General features: G+C 64.0%; 11 protein-coding genes and 2 pseudogenes. 2 read left to right on the top strand and 11 right to left on the bottom strand.

Features of this window, described 5'->3' with window-relative positions:
• Positions 1 to 85: 85 nt before the first annotated feature.
• The 6 genes from KCG88_RS16190 to aceK form a co-directional block, all read right to left on the bottom strand.
• Positions 86 to 1,420 carry an OprO/OprP family phosphate-selective porin gene (locus KCG88_RS16190; protein ID WP_047284388.1) on the bottom strand — a complete coding sequence of 445 codons (1,335 nt, stop codon included), beginning with the start codon at positions 1,418 to 1,420 and terminating at the stop codon, positions 86 to 88.
• Between the two features lie 429 nt (positions 1,421 to 1,849).
• Positions 1,850 to 2,083, bottom strand: a complete 234-nt coding sequence (locus KCG88_RS16185) for a zf-HC2 domain-containing protein (RefSeq protein WP_047284387.1) — start codon at positions 2,081 to 2,083, stop codon at positions 1,850 to 1,852.
• Positions 2,077 to 2,691 carry an RNA polymerase sigma factor gene (locus KCG88_RS16180; RefSeq protein WP_047284386.1) on the bottom strand — a complete coding sequence of 205 codons (615 nt, stop codon included), beginning with the start codon at positions 2,689 to 2,691 and terminating at the stop codon, positions 2,077 to 2,079. The genes KCG88_RS16185 and KCG88_RS16180 overlap by 7 nt, the downstream gene beginning before the upstream one ends.
• 80 nt (positions 2,692 to 2,771) lie before the next feature.
• Complete coding sequence (locus KCG88_RS16175; RefSeq protein WP_019093329.1) at positions 2,772 to 3,893, bottom strand: beta-ketoacyl-ACP synthase III; 1,122 nt, start codon at positions 3,891 to 3,893, stop codon at positions 2,772 to 2,774.
• A 274-nt stretch (positions 3,894 to 4,167) separates the two neighbouring features.
• Positions 4,168 to 8,079, bottom strand: a complete 3,912-nt coding sequence (gene hrpA / locus KCG88_RS16170; RefSeq protein ID WP_210712719.1) for an ATP-dependent RNA helicase HrpA — start codon at positions 8,077 to 8,079, stop codon at positions 4,168 to 4,170.
• A 135-nt stretch (positions 8,080 to 8,214) separates the two neighbouring features.
• On the bottom strand, positions 8,215 to 9,936 hold the full coding sequence (aceK, locus tag KCG88_RS16165) for a bifunctional isocitrate dehydrogenase kinase/phosphatase (RefSeq protein WP_047284384.1): 1,722 nt from the start codon (positions 9,934 to 9,936) through the stop codon (positions 8,215 to 8,217).
• 248 nt (positions 9,937 to 10,184) lie between these two features.
• Here aceK and KCG88_RS16160 point away from each other — a divergent pair, with 248 nt between their 5' ends.
• Positions 10,185 to 11,078, top strand: a complete 894-nt coding sequence (locus KCG88_RS16160) for a DMT family transporter (RefSeq protein WP_210712718.1) — start codon at positions 10,185 to 10,187, stop codon at positions 11,076 to 11,078.
• Between the two features lie 46 nt (positions 11,079 to 11,124).
• Here the strand turns inward: KCG88_RS16160 and KCG88_RS16155 are convergent, their stop codons facing one another.
• The 5 genes and pseudogenes from KCG88_RS16155 to KCG88_RS16135 form a co-directional block, all read right to left on the bottom strand.
• Positions 11,125 to 12,705 (bottom strand): aldehyde dehydrogenase (NADP(+)), encoded by a 1,581-nt coding sequence (locus KCG88_RS16155; protein ID WP_210712717.1) that lies wholly within the window; start codon positions 12,703 to 12,705, stop codon positions 11,125 to 11,127.
• Positions 12,706 to 12,746: 41 nt separating this feature from the next.
• The gene (gene araD1, locus KCG88_RS16150) at positions 12,747 to 13,742 is read right to left on the bottom strand and encodes an AraD1 family protein (RefSeq protein WP_065364372.1); all 996 of its coding nucleotides are present in this window, start codon (positions 13,740 to 13,742) and stop codon (positions 12,747 to 12,749) included.
• A gap of 52 nt (positions 13,743 to 13,794) precedes the next feature.
• Entirely contained in the window at positions 13,795 to 14,970 is a 1,176-nt protein-coding gene (locus KCG88_RS16145) for an L-rhamnonate dehydratase (RefSeq protein ID WP_015634565.1), read from the bottom strand.
• Between the two features lie 32 nt (positions 14,971 to 15,002).
• On the bottom strand, positions 15,003 to 16,328 hold the full coding sequence (locus tag KCG88_RS16140; protein WP_065364373.1) for an MFS transporter: 1,326 nt from the start codon (positions 16,326 to 16,328) through the stop codon (positions 15,003 to 15,005).
• A 383-nt stretch (positions 16,329 to 16,711) separates the two neighbouring features.
• A pseudogene (locus KCG88_RS16135) lies at positions 16,712 to 16,813 on the bottom strand (4-hydroxythreonine-4-phosphate dehydrogenase PdxA); the annotation flags it as partial.
• Between the two features lie 19 nt (positions 16,814 to 16,832).
• On the opposite strand from KCG88_RS16135, the pseudogene KCG88_RS16130 reads away from it, so the two are divergent.
• Positions 16,833 to 17,351, top strand: a pseudogene (locus KCG88_RS16130) (tripartite tricarboxylate transporter permease); the annotation flags it as partial.
• Positions 17,352 to 17,401: the final 50 nt, after the last annotated feature.

Genomic DNA, 17,401 nt, shown 5'->3' with positions numbered 1-17,401 from the left:
CAAAAAAAACCCCGCCGGGGCGGGGTCAAAAACGAGAGGAGCTATAACGGATGAGAAAGAGCTCTACCTGGGTGTTGCAACAGCTTTAGAACACGTACTGCACGCGGGCTACGAGGGCATCGCCGCTGTCATCGCCAACGTTGTTGGTGATCTTGTCGGTGTTGACCTTGATGTAGTTGGCGGAAATCTTGATCGCCTCGTTGGCGTACCAGTTGACCCCGATGGTGTTCATGGTGGCCTTGGCATCGCCGACGTCACGGGTGGCGGTGGCGGCTACGACGTTCTTGTCATCGACCTTGATGTTGTCGTAGCGGTAGAACACTTCCCAGGCACCGTACTGCTTGTTCTCGGGCTTGATGGTGTCGAACTTGGCGCCGTCGAGTTTGTACACCCGGGCCTCGCCGGTCAGGGTATAGGCCAGTTGGCCGTAGAAACCGGTGGCCTTGACGTCCTTGTAGGCGTTGCTGTCGGCCTGCAGCTTGCGGGTCAGGTATTCCGCCTGGGCCGAGAACGGGCCGGTGGCGAAGGCGAATTCACCGCCGAACACCCGGTCGTTGTCATAGGCGCCCACGGCCGTCTGGTTCGAAGCATTGAGGCCGGCACCGCCGCCGAAGGTGGCACGGTTGCCGTTGGTGCCAGCATCGTTGCCGCCGTTGGTGGCGATACCACGCACGCCAAGGCGTGGGCGAATCCGCGAGTCGAAAGCGGTGTCGCTCACATCACGGCTGGCAAAGTCCAGACCGAAGTGCAGGACGTTGCCGGTTTCGTGCATCGGGGCGAACACGGCACGGGCGTTGAACTGCTTGACGCTGTCGCCGTCCTTGTCGTTGATGTCCTTGGCCGCCACGCTGCCGGACAGATAGGCCATGTCGGCAACCACCGAGCTGACCTGCAGGCCCATGCCGTTCTCGTGGGAGTTGACCCAGTCGGCCAGTTCGTAGGCGGCGTTACGCTCCATGGCAGTAACCCACTTGGAGCTGGTGGCCTTCTCCAGGCCGAAGTCTTCGTCGAAGCGACCGGCGCGGATGGTCACCGGCTTGAAGCCGACGTAGGAGATGGACGCCTCGTCGAAGTAACCGTCATCGGCGGTGCCCGAGTTGTGGGAGAAGTCGTAGTTGATCTGGTATTTCCAATCCTTGTAGGCGGTGCCGCCCAATTCCAGATAGGCGCGGCGGAAGTACGCGCCGTCGCCGCTGTCACCATTCTTGGTGTAGAACCCGTCGAAACGGCCATAGTCGGCTTGCAGACGACCGCCCAGCTTGAAGCTGAATGCGGAGTCGGTGGTAGCAACCTCAAGGCCGCCCTTGGTTTTGACTACGATATCGGCGCCGTCGGTGGTGACGGTGCCAGCGAAAGCCTGGGCGGTTACTGCCAGGGCCAGGGCGCTGGCGGCAAAACCGGCGAAGTGCTTACGGATCATCGAAGAGTTCCCCTAATTGGTGGTCTGTAGCGTTGGAAAACACGCGGGGTTGGCCCGCTGGTGTTGGGTGGGAATCTTGGCGAGGGGTTATTTCAGCCGGGTTGCTGATAGATAAAGATTTGATTACAGGGGAACTTTTTTACTTCGAATTGAAATAAGGCAAAAAGCCTGTACTAGAGCCCTTGCTCTGGGTTTTGCGGGGGAATAGGGGGACACAAGAACACTGTCACCTTTGATCGGATGACAGTTTCATGTGGCGTCTGTAGCCGCCGCAGAGCCCCGGCGAGGCGGCGAACGGCTCCGTAGGAGACGCCGCGATCCTGAGGGCGCTGGAGGTTAGGCGGGCAACCGTCAAGCAAGGCCCTGGGGGCCTTTTCGCAGCCTCGCCGGGGCTTGGCTGCGGCTACAGAGTCATGGGGGGAGGCAGGATCAGCGGTCGTTGTGGCGCTCGGAAGCCAGGCGCTCGGCCAGTTCGTCGAGGCCTTCCAGAGGCGGCTCCGGAAGCACCCGCAAGGTGGCCTGGAGCAGGCGCATCTGGCGAATGAAACGCCGGCAATTGGGGCAGAACAACAGGTGATGGCGCACCATCAAGCGCTCGCGAAAGCTCAACTGGCCATCGAGATAATCGCTGGATCGTGCCACTTGTTCCTTACAGGTCAGCATTGGCCGGTCTCCTCAAAATGCTCCACGGTGGCGAAGACCTTCAGACGCGCCCGGTGCAGCAGTACCCGGACATTGGAGAGCGTGAGCCCCAAAAGGTTACAGATCTCTTCCAGCTCCAGGCCCTGGCGTTCGCGCAATAACAGGACACTGCTTTGCAACTCGGAAAGGCTGAGCAGGGTGTGCTCCAGGCACTCGCGCAGCTCGGACTCGGTCAGCAGGGCTTCGGGGGTATCTTCATGCCAGGCGAAAGGCGCCACCAGCCAGTGGCCGTCCGAGGAAGAAAAGCGCTCATCGCCTACCGTGCCATGGGGCGCCGGCAGGTCATCGAGCAACACTTCCCGGCGATTTTGCTTGTAGCGGCTCTTGGCCGCGTTGGCGGTGATGGTCAGCAGCCAGGTCTTGAGGCTGGAACGCCCCTGGAAACCCGCCAGGTTGCGCACCACCGACAGCCAGGCGTCCTGTACCACTTCGTCGGCGTGGCGGTTGCCGACAATGGCGTAGGCCACCGCGCGCATGGCGCTCTGGTAGGTGCCGACCAGTTCCTTGTAAGCCTTCTGTTCGCCCGCCAGCAGGCGTTCTAGCAGTTGCGTGTCATCAGCAGCAGCCATTCGTGCCTCGTTCAATCATGCAGGTTCGAGAGGGTGTGACGCGCCAATGCCGCCCGGCGCCACACCCCCATCAGCCTAGATCAACGCTTGCGCAACAGGACGCTACCGATCGAGTAACCGGCGCCAAAGGAGCTGAGCACGGCCAGGGAACCGCTGGCCAGGTCATCCTGGTACTTGTGGAAGGCAATCACCGAACCCGCCGAGCTGGTGTTGGCGTAGGTGTCGAGAATCACCGGCGCCTCTTCCACCGAGGCTTCGCGGCCCAGGAGTTTCTTGACGATCAGGTGGTTCATGCTGAGGTTGGCCTGGTGCAGCCAGAAGCGCTTCACGTCGCTGACATTGAGCTGGTTTTCTTCCAGGTGCGCGGCAATCAGCTCGGCCACCATCGGGCATACATCGCGGAATACCTTGCGGCCTTCCTGGACGAACAGCTTGTCGCGGGCGCCGATACCCTCTTCCGCGGCGCGGTTGAGGAAGCCGAAATTGTTGCGGATGTTGTTGGAGAACTGGGTCAGCAGCTTGGTGCTGACGATGTCGAACTGGTGCTCGGAGGTGGCCAGGTCGGCGCGTTCGATGACCACCGCGGTGGCGGCGTCGCCGAAGATGAAGTGGCTGTCGCGGTCACGGAAGTTCAGGTGCCCGGTGCAGACTTCCGGGTTGACCATCAGAATTGCCCGGGCCTGGCCCAGTTGCACGCTGTTGCAGGCCGCCTGGATACCGAAGGTCGCCGAGGAGCAGGCCACGTTCATGTCGAAGCCAAAACCCTGGATGCCCAGTGCGGCCTGGACTTCGATGGCGATGGCCGGGTAGGCACGCTGCAGGTTGGAGCAGGCGACGATCACCCCGTCGATGTCGGCGGCAGTCTTGCCGGCCCGCTGCAGGGCTTGCTCGGCGGCAGCCACGGCCATCTGGCAGAGTACCGACCATTCGTCGTTGGAGCGTTCCGGCAGGCGTGGAGCCATGCGCTGCGGGTCGAGGATGCCGTCCTTGTCCATGACGAAGCGGCTCTTGATGCCCGAGGCCTTTTCGATGAAGGCAGCGTTGGATTCAGTCAGGGCCTGCACTTCGCCGCGCTCAATGGCGGCAGCGTTGTCACTGTTGAACTGGTGGACGTAGGTATTGAACGATTCCACCAGCTCTTCGTTGGAGATGCTGTTGGCCGGGGTAAACAGGCCGGTGCCGCTGATGACGACGTTGTGCACGGTCGTTCCTCTAATGTGTTGAGGCAGAAGGTATTGGCACTCACGTACCAAACCGTAAAGGGACGACTCCCGCCAAGGGAGCCGTTTCTGGCATCGCTTTATTCCGATTCGCCCGGGCTGCCTGCAATGCAGATAGCCGGGGCCGGCATTTATGACGGCGGAGTTTGCCATAACCTCCGTCATTTCGCCGCAACTGCAAGATCGACGGAGCCAACCCTGTATCGACCCTGGCGGCGCTTTCGCTGGCACGCCAGCGCCTAAAAAGGGCTTTAGATCAGGCGTCGACCAGGCTCCACTGCTTGCTCAGGCGCTTGTCGGAAATCGGCACCTTGGTCCCCAACTGCTGGGCGAACAGGGATACCCGGTACTCCTCCAGCCACCAGCGGTACAGCTCCAGTTGCGGGTCGCGCTTGCCTTCCTGGGCATGCTTCTGGGCCCGGGTCTGGTACTGGTTCCACAGGCCCGTGAGCTCGCTGCTCCAGACCCGGTCCTTCTGCACCTGGCTGCCGAGTTTCTCGAAGCGCAGTTCCACGGCCTTGAGGTAACGCGGCAGTTCCTTGAGCCACAGGGCCGGGGTTTCCCGGACAAAGCCCGGGTACACCAGGTTCGCCAGCTGGGCCTTGATGTCGTTGAGGGCCACGGCCTGGGCCAGGTCGATCTTGCCCTTGAAGCGCTTTTGCAGGCCGTGCCAGAGCTTGAGGATTTCCAGGGTCAGGCGTGCCAGGCGCTCGGCGTGCTCGGTCCAGGCACCACGCTTGCGCTCGGCCAGGGACGCCAGGCCCGCGCCGTCCCGAGGCAGCACGGCCTCGCCTTCAAGAATGCAACTGTCGAGGCTGGCCAGGAGAATGTCCTCCACCAGCGCATCGACCCGGCCCAGTTCGCGGTACAGCAGGCCCAGCTCGGTAAGGCCCGGCAACTTGCCCCGCAGGAACTTGGCCGGCTCGGCCAGTTGCTGCAACAGCAGGCGCTGCAAGGCCCGGCGATGCTGGAACTCGGCTTCGGCCGCAGTGGAGAAGCGCCCTTCCTTGACCGTACCCGCCTCCTCCACCAGGGCCGGGTACACCGTCATCGACAGCCCGGCGATCTTCTGCTGGGTCTTTTCCGCCACCGCGGCAAATACCTTGGCTTGCACCGGTTGCTGGCTCTTGGCGGTCTGCGGCACCGCCAGGGCGGCCTGGCTGGCTTCGGCGAAACGCGCGGTCAGTTCGGCCAGGTCGCGGCCTTCGCCAAGGAACTTGCCTTGGGCGTCGACAATTTCCAGGTTCATCCGAAGGTGGCTTTCCACCTGTTGTTCGGCTTCGCTCCAGGCTTCGTCGCTGACCCGCGCCCCGGTCATGCGCAGCAACTCGCGGCCCAAAGCCTGGGGCAGCGAACCCTCGGCGAAGACCATGCGCTGCAGGGCCGCCTTGACGAAGTCCGGCACCGGCACGAAGTTCTTGCGCAGGGCCTTGGGCAGGTTGCGCACCAAGGCGATGCACTTGGCCTCGATCAGCCCCGGCACCAGCCATTCCAGGCGTTCGGCGGGCAGTGCCGGCAGCAGCGGCGCCGGCACCCGCAGGGTCACGCCGTCCCGGGGGTGGTTGGGTTCGAAGTGGTAACTCAGGGCCAGTTCCAGGTCACCGATATGCAGGGTGTCCGGGTACTGTTTGGCGGTGACCTCGCTGGCCTCGCGGGCCAGCACGTCTTCCTCGCGCATGATCAACAACTGCGGGTTCTTCTGGCTGTGCACCCGGTACCAGCTGTCGAAGGTCGCGGTCTGGTGGATCTCCGCTGGCAGGCGCGCGTCGTAGAAGGCGAACAGGGTTTCCTCGTCGGCCAGGATGTCGCGGCGCCGGGCCTTGGCTTCCAGGGCATCGAGCTGCTCCAGCAACTGGGTGTTGGCGCTCAGGCACTTGGCCTTGGACTGGATTTCGCCACGCACCAGGGCCTCGCGGATAAACAGCTCGCGGGACACCACCGGGTCCACCGGGCCGTAATGCACCGGCCGGCGGCCGACCACGATCAGGCCGAACAGGGTGATCTGCTCGTAGGCCACTACCTGGCCGCGCTTCTTCTCCCAATGGGGCTCGAAGTGGTTCTTCTTCACCAGATGGCCGGCCAGGGGCTCGATCCAGTCCGGCTCGATCTTGGCCACCATGCGCGCATAGAGCTTGGTGGTTTCCACCAGCTCGGCGGTCATCAGCCATTGCGGGCGCTTCTTGCCCAGGCCCGAGGACGGGTGGATCCAGAAGCGCCGCTGGCGGGCCCCCAGGTAGTCGCCGTCTTCGGTCTTCTGGCCGATCTGGCTCAGCAGCCCCACCAGCACCGCCTTGTGCAGTTTCGGGTAGTCCGCCGGCTCCTTGTTCAGGCTCAGTTGCAGGTCGCGGCAGATCAGGCTCAATTGCCGGTGCGAATCACGCCACTCACGCAGGCGCAGGTAGTTCAGGAAGTTCTTGCGGCACCAGTTGCGCAGCGGGCTGGCGGTCAGGGCCTGGCGCTGTTCTTCGAAGCCGCGCCACAGGTTCACCAGCCCGGCGAAGTCCGAGTCCACGTCCTTCCACTGGGCGTGGGCCTGGTCAGCGGCCTGCTGACGCTCCGGCGGACGCTCGCGGGGGTCCTGAATCGACATGGCGCTGGCGACGATCAGCACTTCCTGGAGGCTGCCGAGCTTGGCCGCTTCCAGCAGCATGCGGCCCATGCGCGGATCCACCGGCAGGCGCGCCAGTTGCCGGCCCAGTGGCGTCAGCTGGCTGTTGCGGTCGACTGCCGAGAGTTCCTGCAGCAGGTTGAAACCGTCACTGATGGCCTTGCCATCCGGCGGTTCGATAAACGGGAAGGCGGTGATTTCCCCCAGGCGCAGGTGCAGCATCTGCAGGATCACCGCCGCCAGGTTGGTACGCAGGATCTCCGGGTCGGTGAATTCCGGCCGGCCGAGGAAATCTTCCTCGCTGTACAGGCGCACGCAGATCCCCGGTTCGACCCGGCCGCAACGGCCCTTGCGCTGGTTGGCGCTGGCCTGGGAAATCGCCTCGATGGGCAGGCGCTGGACCTTGGCCCGGTAGCTGTAGCGGCTGATGCGCGCGGTGCCGCTGTCGATCACGTAGCGGATGCCCGGCACGGTCAGCGAGGTTTCGGCGACGTTGGTGGCCAGCACCACGCGGCGGCCCGGGTGGGACTGGAAGATGCGCTGCTGTTCCGCCGGCGACAGGCGCGCGTACAGCGGCAGGATCTCGGTGTGCTTGAGCTGGGCCTTGCGCAGCATCTCCGCGGCGTCGCGGATCTCCCGCTCGCCGGGCAGGAACACCAGCACGTCCCCGGGGCTGCGCCTTTCACTGCGTTCATGGGCGGCGATTTCATCCAGGGTGGCGAGGATCGCCTGGTCCACCGTGAGGTCGTCCTCGACCCGGTTGCCCTCCTCGTCCTGTTCCAGGGTCAAGGGGCGATACCAGGTTTCCACCGGGAAGGTACGGCCGGACACCTCGACGATCGGTGCGTTATCGAAGTGCTTGGAGAAGCGCTCCAGGTCAATGGTCGCCGAGGTGATGATGACCTTCAGGTCCGGGCGCCGCGGCAGCAGGGTCTTGAGGTAGCCGAGGAGGAAGTCGATGTTCAGGCTGCGCTCGTGGGCCTCGTCGACGATGATCGTGTCGTAGCGTTCCAGGTAGCGATCGTTCTGGGTTTCCGCCAGCAGGATGCCGTCGGTCATCAGTTTGATCAGGGTGCTGGCATCGCTCTGGTCCTCGAAGCGCACCTGGTAGCCCACCAGCGAGCCCAGGGGCGTGGCCAGCTCTTCGGCGACCCGGCTGGCCACGCTGCGGGCGGCAATCCGCCGGGGCTGGGTATGGCCGATCAGGCCATGTTGGCCACGACCGATTTCCAGGCAGATCTTCGGCAACTGGGTGGTCTTGCCCGAGCCGGTCTCGCCGGCAATGATCAGCACCTGATGCTTGAGCAGCGCCTCCTTGATCTCGTCGCGCTTGGCGGCAATGGGCAGGCTGTCGTCATAGCGGATCTGCGGCACGCTCTGGCGACGCGCCGTCACCAGGTTGCAAGAAGCCTGCATGCGCTCCAGCCACTGGGCGAGCTTGGCCTCGTCGGGCTTCTTGCGCAGTTCGAGCAACTGCCGGCGCAACCGGTGACGGTCGCCGAGCATGGCGTGATCGAGGTTTTTCAGCAGTTGGTCGATTGCAGGCGATTCGTCAGTCATCAGGTACGCAAGGGTCGTCTATTTGGGCAGGGCGCGATTGTCGCAGAAAAGTCCATGCAATACGTAGGCGCCGGCTTGCCGGCGAAGGGGCCAGTGAGGACGCCTTCGCCGGCAGGCCGGCTCCTGCGCTTCTATTTATTCGTCTTCCAGGCCTTGGCGCCGGTAAGGGAAGACATCGATCACCTTGCCGGCGCGGATGGCCTCTTGCAGGCCCTTCCAGTAATCGGCGTTGTACAGCTCGCCGTGCAACTGGTCGAACAGCTTGCGCTGGCCGGCATCGGCGAACAGGAACGGCGGGAACTCCTCGGGGAACACGTCGTGGGGGCCGATGGAGTACCAGGGCTCGGAAGCCATTTCATCTTCCGGGGTACGGGGGGCCGGAATATGGCGGAAGTTGGCTTCGGTGAGGAAGCAGATTTCGTCGTAGTCATAGAACACCACCCGGCCATGGCGGGTGACGCCGAAGTTCTTCAGCAGCATGTCGCCGGGGAAGATGTTGGCCGCCGCCAGCTGCTTGATCGCCAGGCCGTAGTCCTCCAGGGCCTCGCGCACCTGGGCTTCGTTGGCATGCTCCAGGTAGAGGTTGAGCGGGGTCATGCGCCGCTCGGTCCAGCAGTGGCGGATCAGTACCGTCTGGCCTTCGACCGCCACCGTGGAGGGCGCCACCTCCAGCAGTTCCTCAAGGCACGCCGGGTCGAACTTGCTCAGGGGGAAGCGGAAGTCGGCGAACTCCTGGGTATCGGCCATGCGGCCCACCCGATCCACGCTTTTCACCAGCCGGTATTTTTCGATCACCGTGGCCCGGTCGACGTTCTTCGACGGTGAGAAGCGGTCCTTGATGATCTTGAACACGGTGTTGAAGCCCGGCAGGGTGAACACGCTCATGACCATGCCGCGCACCCCGGGGGCCATGATGAAGCGATCGTCGGTGCTGGCCAGGTGGTTGATCAGGGCACGGTAGAACTCCGACTTGCCGTGCTTGTAGAAACCGATGGAGGTGTACAGCTCGGCGATGTGCTTGCCCGGCAGGATGCGCTTGAGAAAGCCGATGAATTCCGCCGGCACCGGCACGTCCACCATGAAGTAGGAACGGGTGAAGGAAAAGATGATCGAGACGTCCGCCTCGTCGGTGATCAGCGCGTCGATCTGGATCCCCCGGCCTTCGCGGTGCAGCAGCGGGATCACCAGCGGCCACTGCTCTTCATGGGTGAAGATGCGCCCCACCAGGTAGGCGCCCTTGTTGCGGTAGAGCACCGAGGAGAACAGCTCGAGGGTCAGTTCCGGGTCCTTGCACACCCAGTCCGGCAGGTTCTCCCGCAATTGCGCCTCCAGGCGCCGCAGGTCCCCCGGCAGGTCGGCGTAGTCCTCGCTGAAGCGGTAGTCGGCGAATACCTGTTCGAGCATCGTCGCCAGGTTGCCCTTGGGGTGGTAGCTGCGGGTCTGCGCGGCCCGGGCCCGGCGCAGGCTGGGCCGGGTGGTGTGGATGAACATGCAGCCGTCGCTGATCAGGTCGTGGCTGAACAGGCCGCAGAAGATCGAGTTGTACCAGGTCTCGGACAGCTCATCGTCAAAGCGCAGGTCGATCAGGCTGATGTAGGCGCTTTTCACCAATGGCCACTGGCTGACCTCCATCAACGCCTCGGTGCTGAAGGCCTGGTGCAGGCGGGCCACGGTCTCGCCCACCTTCTCTTCATACAGGTTGATCCGCGCTGCCGAGGCCTTTTGCGCTTGCTGCCACTGCGCCTGCTCGAAGCGTTGCCGGGCGCCGTCGGTGATCTGGCGAAAGTGCTCGCGGTAGTCGTCGAAGCCATCGAGGATCATGCGAGCGATATCGGCGGCGGGCCATGACTGCGACATAAAGAGACCTCTGCGGGAATTTACGATGCCAGAGCTTAGCCAGTGAAACGAGGTGAAGAGAAGCGTATTTTTGTGATGGGACGTACGCCGAAAAATGACCCGGCGGTCGCTCTGTCTCCAGGCCTCTGCAACGCAGGATTGAACGCAACAATCGGGGTGCGGGTTTTCTTCGCCCCGTGCGCCAATAAGGTTTGCCATGCCCGGCCACGCTGGGCAAGATCCCTCGCCCCGAACCCAAGGAACCTCCTGTGAAACCTGTCGATCTGCTGCGCCTGCTGTCGCTGGCCGCCATCTGGGGCGCGAGCTTCTTGTTCATGCGCATCATCGCCCCGGTGCTGGGCAGCGTGCCCACGGCCTTCTTCCGGGTGTCCATCGCCGCGCTCGGGCTGCTGGTGATGCTGGCGTTGATGCGGGTCGACTGGAACTTTCGCGGCAAGCTCAAGACCGTGCTGCTGCTCGGGGTGATCAACTCCGGGATACCCGCGACGATGTACTCGGTGGCGGCCCAGGTGCTGCCCGCCGGCTACTCGGCGATCTTCAATGCCACCACGCCGTTGATGGGGGTGTTGATCGGCGGCCTGTTTTTCCATGAACGCCTGACCCCGAGCAAATTCGCCGGGGTCTGCCTGGGCCTGCTCGGCGTCGGCATCCTGACCCGCGCCGGCCCCGTGGCCTTCGACCAAGACCTGCTGCTGGGTGCCCTGTCCTGCTTGATGGCCACCACCTGCTACGGCTTCGCCGGGTTCCTCGCCCGACGCTGGCTGGACCAGGCCGGCGGCCTGGACAGCCGCCTGTCGGCCCTGGGCAGCATGCTGGGAGCGACCCTGCTGCTGTTGCCGCTGTTCGCCTACAACGCCATCAGCCAGCCGCCCCCCAGCTGGGGTGGCTGGAGCGTGTGGCTATCGCTTTTGGGGTTGGGGCTGGGCTGCACCGCGTTTGCCTACGTGCTGTATTTCCGCCTGCTCAGCGCCATCGGCCCGGTACGTTCGATGACCGTGACCTTCATGATCCCGCCATTCGGCGTGCTGTGGGGCGCGTTGCTGCTGGACGAGCCGCTGTCCATGGCCCACCTGTATGGCGGCGCGCTGATTGCCGCCGCGCTGTGGCTGGTGCTCAGACCGGCGGCAAAGGCCGCAGCCTGAAACAGGCTGCCGGCATCTGCTCAAGGCCTGTTGCGGCCGCCCAGGGTCAAAGCGCGGCGTTGCTCATTTCTCCGTCCACCAGGCGTCGTATACCCAGCGGGTTGGCATTGCGCAGGGCTTCAGGCAGCAGCGCGTCCGGGTAGTTCTGGAAACATACCGGGCGCAGGAAGCGCGCGATCGCCAGGCTGCCCACCGAGGTGCCACGGGCATCCGACGTTGCCGGATAAGGCCCGCCGTGAACCATCGCATCGCAGACTTCGACCCCGGTCGGATAGCCATTGAGCAATAGCCGGCCGACCTTTTCCTGCAAGACCTCACTGAGCCAGCGATGCTCCAGCAGTTCCTGTTCCTCGCCGATCAAGGTCGCGGTCAGTTGCCCACGCAGCCCCTGCAAGGCCGCCGCCAGTTCACGCTGATCCGCCACTTCGATGACGATGCTGGCCGGGCCGAAGACTTCCTCCTGAAGCAGTTCATCGCCCTCCAGCAACAGGCTGACATCGGCCTGAAATAGCTGAGCCTGTGCCTGGGCGCCCTGCTGTGGCCGCCCCGCCAGGTGCCGCAGACGTGGATGCTGGTGCAAGGCTGCAAGCCCCTGGCAATAGCTGACCAGCGTGCCGCTGTTGAGCATGGTCTGCGGCGCCTGCTGGTCCATCTGCGTGCTGAACTGCTGGAGAAAGGCGCTGAACTGCGGCGAGCGCAGGCCGATGATCAGGCCAGGATTGGTACAGAACTGACCCGCACCCAAGGTCACCGAACCCGCCAGTTCGGCGGCGATCTGCGAACCCCGGACCCTGAGAGCCTCGGGCAGCAGGATCACCGGGTTGATGCTCGACATCTCGGCGAACACCGGGATCGGCTGCGGCCGGGTCGCGGCCATCTGGCACAAGGCATTGCCACCTTTGAGGGAGCCGGTAAAGCCCACCGCCTGGATCGCCGGGTGCTTGACCAGCCACTCCCCGACCCCGGCTCCGTAGATCATGTTGAACACTCCGGCGGGCATCCCGCTGCGCTGCGCCGCGCGGATGATCGCGTCCGCCACCCACTCGGCGGTCGCCATGTGCCCGCTGTGGGCCTTGAACACCACCGGGCAACCGGCGGCCAGGGCCGCAGCGGTGTCGCCACCGGCGGTGGAGAACGCCAGGGGGAAGTTGCTGGCACCAAACACCGCCACCGGGCCCAGGCCGATGTGGTACTGGCGCAGGTCCGGGCGCGGCAGCGGCTGGCGCTGGGGCAAGGCGCGATCGATGCGTGCAGCATAGAAGTCGCCCCGACGCAGGACCCTGGCGAACAAACGCAACTGGCCGCTGGTACGCCCTCGCTCGCCCTGAATGCGCCCGGCGGGCAAGGCAGTTTCCCGGCAGATAGTGGCGATGAAGTCATCCCCGAGGCCGTCCAGTTCATCGGCAATGGCATCGAGAAACTGCGCACGCCGCTCGGCGCTGAGGTTGCGGTACAGCGGGTAGGCCAGCGCCGCGGCCCGGGCCGCGGCATCCACTTCCGCCGCGGTCGCCTGAAAGAAGCTTCCCGGCAGGGCTTGGCCACTGCTGGCATCCAGGCTGTGCAACTGCACCTCGCCCAGAGCGCTGCGGGCGCCACCAATGTAGTTGTGTCCAGACAAGCGAGTCATGAGAATTCCTTGACCGGCGCCAGAGGCCGGTGGTTGAAGATTTACAGGGCCCGTACCTGGCCGATGGCCAAGGGCTGGACGCTTGCACCGATGGTGTTTTCCAGGGGCGCGCCGAAGGCTTCGAGGCTGATCTGGAAGCGGTCGCCGGGGCGCGTGCGTACACCGTCGGCAAAGGACAGGGTGGCGGTGCCGAAGTAGTGCACATGGACGTCGCCGGGACGCAGGAACTGCGCGTACTTGAAGTGGTGGTATTCGAGGTTGGCCAGGCTATGGCACATGTTGTCCTCACCGCTGAGAAACTCCCTTTCCCAGAGCACTTCAGCGTTGCGGATAATGCGGCTGCGGCCCACCAGGTGCCGGGGCAGTTCGCCGACCCGCAATTCCGGGCCGTAGGCGCAGTAGCGCAGCTTCGAGTGGGCCAGGTACAGGTAGTTGCGCCGCTCCATCACATGGTCGGAGAACTCGTTGCCCAGGGCATAACCAACGCGGTACGGCAGTCCATCATCACCGATCACATAAAGGCCGGTGAGCTCCGGTTCCTCCCCCCCATCCTCGGCAAACGGCGGCAGCGGAAAATCGCCGCCGGGACGCACGACAATGCTGCCGTCGCCCTTGTAGAACCATTCCGGCTGGGCCCCCACTTGCCCGGCCTCGGGCTTGCCGCCTTCCAGGCCCCATTTGAAGATGCGCATGGTGTCGGTCATGCCCGCTTCGACCTCGCCGTCATGCTGGTGCATCTTGTCCCGGGTCGAGGCGCTGCCCAGGTGGGTCAGGCCGGTGCCGCTGATCAGGCAATGGGCCGGGTCCTCATGGTCCAGGGGCGGCAGCACCCGGCCCTGCTGCAACAGCTGTGCATAGTCCGGTCCCGGATCACTGCCGCGCAGCTGCGCTTCCTGCTGCAAGCTGCGCTGGTTGCGGATCGCCTCCAGGGCCAGTTCACGGGTGCTGGAGGTGTTGCGCAATACTCGCACTTGCTGCTCTTCGATCACTCCGACCTGACGCTGACCGGTGCTGCTGGCAAATTGAATCAAGCGCATGTTCGCTCTCCCATAGGTGTGTACGGCGCCGCCCGCAAGCGGCGCCCGAGGCTTATTCGATGATGTTGAATTCGCTCAGGTAGTCTTCGCAGATTTCCAGGCCCAGGCCCGGCTTGTGGTCATCGAGCTGGATGTAGCCCTTGACTGGCTGCGGCTCGCCCTTGAACACGTAGTAGAAGAGTTCGTTGCCGACCTCGACGTCGAACACCGGGAAGAACTCGGCCATCGGCGAGGCCGTGGTGGACAGGGTCAAGTGGTAGTTGTGCATCTGCCCGGCATGGGGAATCACAGGCACCGACCAGGCTTCGGCCATGGCGTTGATCTTGCGCGCGGCGGTGATGCCGCCGACGCGGTTGGTGTCGTACTGGATCACGTCGACGGCGCGGCGTTCCAGCAAGTCCTTGAAGCCATAGGAGGTGAACTCGTGCTCACCGCCGGAGATCGGCATGATGCCCATCTTCTTCAGTTCGACGTAGCCTTCAAGGTCGTCGGCGATCACCGGCTCCTCCAACCAGCGCGGCTCGAACTCCGCCAGCTTGGGCAACATGCGCCGGGCGTATTCCAGGGTCCAGCCCATATAGCACTCGAGCATGATGTCCACATCCGGGCCGGCCAGTTCGCGCAGAGCGCGTACCTGCTCGATGTTGCGGCGCATGCCGGCCGGGCCGTCCTTGGGACCGTAGCCGAAGCGCATCTTCAGCGCAGTGAAACCCTGGTTGAGGTAGCCCTGGGCCTCTTCGAGGAACAGGTCGAGATTGTCATTGGCGTAGAGCTTGGAGGCGTAGGTCCAGATCTTGTCCTTGGTGCGCCCGCCGAGGAGCTTGAACACCGGCTTGTTCACCGCTTTGCCCATGATGTCCCAGAGGGCGATGTCGATCGCCGAGATGGCCGCCATGCCGATGCCCTTGCGCCCCCACGCGTGACTCTGACGGTACATTTTCTGCCAGATGTATTCGTTGTCGAAAGGGTCCTCACCGATGGCGATCGGAGCCAGATAGGTGTCGATGATTTCCTTGGCCACCCGCGGCGCCAGGGCGCAATTGCCGATGCCCACCAGGCCGTTGTCGGTTTCCACTTCCACCACCAGCCAGCCGTGGAAACGGAACGAGCCCATGGCATCGCCACGCTCGAAGAGGATGTCCGTGGCATTGGTGCAGAAGTGCGCCTGAGGTGGCACGACTTTGCCTTTCCATTCGAATACACGGGTACGGATCGCGGTGATTTTCATCAGGGGGTTTCCTTGCAAGGCGTGGGTAGTGATCAGCCGACCTGGGACGGTGTGAGCTGTTTGGGAGCTGTCGGGGTGTGCCGAGTATTCAGGCGTGACAACAGGATGGCGCCGAGGATGCCTACCAGAGCCAGGGCGAACATCCCCGCACGTGGATCGGCAAACTGGGTTTCCATCAGGGTCTTGAGGTTCGGCGCGACAAAGCCGCCGAGGTTGCCGATGGAGTTGATCAGGGCGATGCCGCCGGCCGCCGCGGCACCGCTGAGATAGCCGGTGGGGATGGTCCAGAACAGCGGCTGCACCGCGACGAAGCCGGCGGCGGCGAAACAGAAGGCCAGGACCACCGGGACCATGCTGCTACCCAGTGCGGAGGAAGCGATGCCCAGGGCGGCCATGGTCAGCATCACCACCGCCAGGCGCTGATGCTGACCACTGCGGTCGGCATAGCGGGTCACCAGGCGGGTCACCAGCAGGGCACAGATCCACGGAATCGCGGTGATCAGCCCGACGCTGAGGCCCACGTGGCCGTCCAGCAGCCCGGCGATGCGTGTCGGCAGGTAGAACACCACGCCGTAGACGCTCATCTGGATGGTGAAGTAGGCCAGGCAGAATTGCAGGACCCGGGGATTGCGCAGGGCACTGAGGAAGCCGTGGGGGCTGCTGTCCTTTTTCCTTGCGTCCTCTGCGGCCAGGGCGTCATGCAGCGCCTGCTTCTGCTCGACGCTCAACCAGCGCGCATCGCCGGGACGATCCACCAGGTAGAAGTAGGCGGCGATGCCGACCACCGACGCCATCAGGCCCTCGACCACGAACAGCCATTGCCAGTTGGTCAGGCCGAACACCCCATGGAATTCCAGCAACCAGCCCGACAGCGGGCTGCCGAGGACCAGCGCCAGGGGTAGGCCGAAGTAGAACAGCCCCAGGGCCTGGCCCCGGCTCTGGGCCGGGAACCAGTAGGTGAGGTAGAGAATGATCCCCGGGAAGAAGCCGGCCTCGGCCACGCCCAGAAGAAAACGCAGCACATAAAACGTCTGGGCGTTGTGAGCGAACATCATCGCCGCCGACACCAGACCCCAGGTGACCATGATCCGGCACAACCAGACCCGCGCACCGAGGCGATGCAGCATGTAGTTGCTGGGCACTTCGAAGAAGGCGTAGCCAATGAAGAAAATGCTCGCGCCAAAAGCGAAGGCTGCATCGCCGAGGCCGGTGTCGGCTTGCAGCGCCGCCTTGGCGAAGCCGACGTTGGAACGGTCGATAAAGGCCAGGATGTACATCAGGATCAGGAAGGGCAGCAGACGCAGCCGGCTTTTGGAGATGGCGCTGGCGAGCGCCAGCGCAGAATCTGGACGGGTCATGTGGAGGTTCCTTGAGTGCCGGTCAGGCCTTGCGCAAGGGACAAGGCGGGCTTTTTGTAGTTGTTCGATCGCTGAGCGAGTGGCTGGCAGCCGCTCAATCGATGAGGCGACTTTAGCCAGCGCCGACAGCAGCGGCTAATCACTTATGGGCATCCAACGATAACCACAGGTGATCGCCGGAGGGCTTTTATTGCCTTTTAGGGTTATCGGAGATATCTCGTTCCTTTCGCGGGCAAGCCGACGCCTGCAGCCATGCCGGCCAAGGCGCTCTAGCAAACGGCGGATGCCAGAAAGCATTCCCATGCCAAGGCATGGGAATGCGGGAACCAGGAAATGCTCCGATCAGTGGCGGTGGGCGCCCATGCGGCAAGCGATCTCGAAGGCCTGGCGTCGCCCTGAACCTTGAGGAAGATGGTGTCGCCCGGGTAAGGCCCGTCGGTGGCGATGCCCAGAGCCTGGGCGGCCTTCACCGCCGGGCCGATGATCATCCTGTGTACCTTGGCGCGCTATTGGCTGACCCTGCTGCGCAGCACTCTGGTGGGCTGCTGGATGGGCATCACGCCCGCTGGCCCGACTGCGGCCTCGTTCATGAGCTACAGCCTGGCGCGGCCCTTCTCCAAGCACCGAGAGAACTTCGGCAAGGGCGAAATCGAAGGCGTGATCGCCCCGGAAACCGCCGACCAGGCTGCCGGCACCAGCGCCCTGCTGCCGATGCTGACCCTGGGCATTCCCGGCTCTGCCACCGCTGCGGTAATGCTTGGCAGCCTGATGATCTGGGGGCTGCACCCGGGGCCGACACTGTTCGTCGAGCAGCACGATTTCGTCTGGGGGCTCATCGCCAGTATGTACCTGGGCAACGTGGTCAGCCTGATCATGGTGCTGGTCACCGTGCCGCTGTTCGCCTCGATTCTGCGGATTCCGTTCTCGATCATTGCGCCGATCATCATGGTCTGCGCCATGGGTGCCTACTCGGTGCACAACGCCTTCTTCGACGTGGTGCTGATGCTGTTCTGGCCGCTGCTGTCTGCCGACCTGCAGCGGCTGCTTCAGCGCCGTGCAGAAAGCTGAACGAA

Origin of the sequence: Pseudomonas sp. MWU349, from assembly GCF_017947325.1 — a bacterium.
GTDB classification, from domain to species: Bacteria; Pseudomonadota; Gammaproteobacteria; order Pseudomonadales; family Pseudomonadaceae; genus Aquipseudomonas; species Aquipseudomonas protegens.
The sequence above is the reverse complement of the archived record's forward strand: the minus strand, read 5'-3'. Positions and strand labels throughout refer to the sequence as shown.

Excerpts from the sequence above, each read along its gene's own strand:
- hrpA (WP_210712719.1), bottom strand. The coding sequence starts at position 8,079 with ATGACTGACGAATCGCCTGCAATCGACCAACTGCTGAAAAACCTCGAT.
- araD1 (WP_065364372.1), bottom strand. The coding sequence starts at position 13,742 with ATGCGCTTGATTCAATTTGCCAGCAGCACCGGTCAGCGTCAGGTCGGA.
- aceK (WP_047284384.1), bottom strand. The coding sequence starts at position 9,936 with ATGTCGCAGTCATGGCCCGCCGCCGATATCGCTCGCATGATCCTCGAT.
- KCG88_RS16190 (WP_047284388.1), bottom strand. The coding sequence starts at position 1,420 with ATGATCCGTAAGCACTTCGCCGGTTTTGCCGCCAGCGCCCTGGCCCTG.
- KCG88_RS16145 (WP_015634565.1), bottom strand. The coding sequence starts at position 14,970 with ATGAAAATCACCGCGATCCGTACCCGTGTATTCGAATGGAAAGGCAAA.
- KCG88_RS16180 (WP_047284386.1), bottom strand. The coding sequence starts at position 2,691 with ATGGCTGCTGCTGATGACACGCAACTGCTAGAACGCCTGCTGGCGGGC.
- KCG88_RS16185 (WP_047284387.1), bottom strand. The coding sequence starts at position 2,083 with ATGCTGACCTGTAAGGAACAAGTGGCACGATCCAGCGATTATCTCGAT.
- KCG88_RS16155 (WP_210712717.1), bottom strand. The coding sequence starts at position 12,705 with ATGACTCGCTTGTCTGGACACAACTACATTGGTGGCGCCCGCAGCGCT.
- KCG88_RS16140 (WP_065364373.1), bottom strand. The coding sequence starts at position 16,328 with ATGACCCGTCCAGATTCTGCGCTGGCGCTCGCCAGCGCCATCTCCAAA.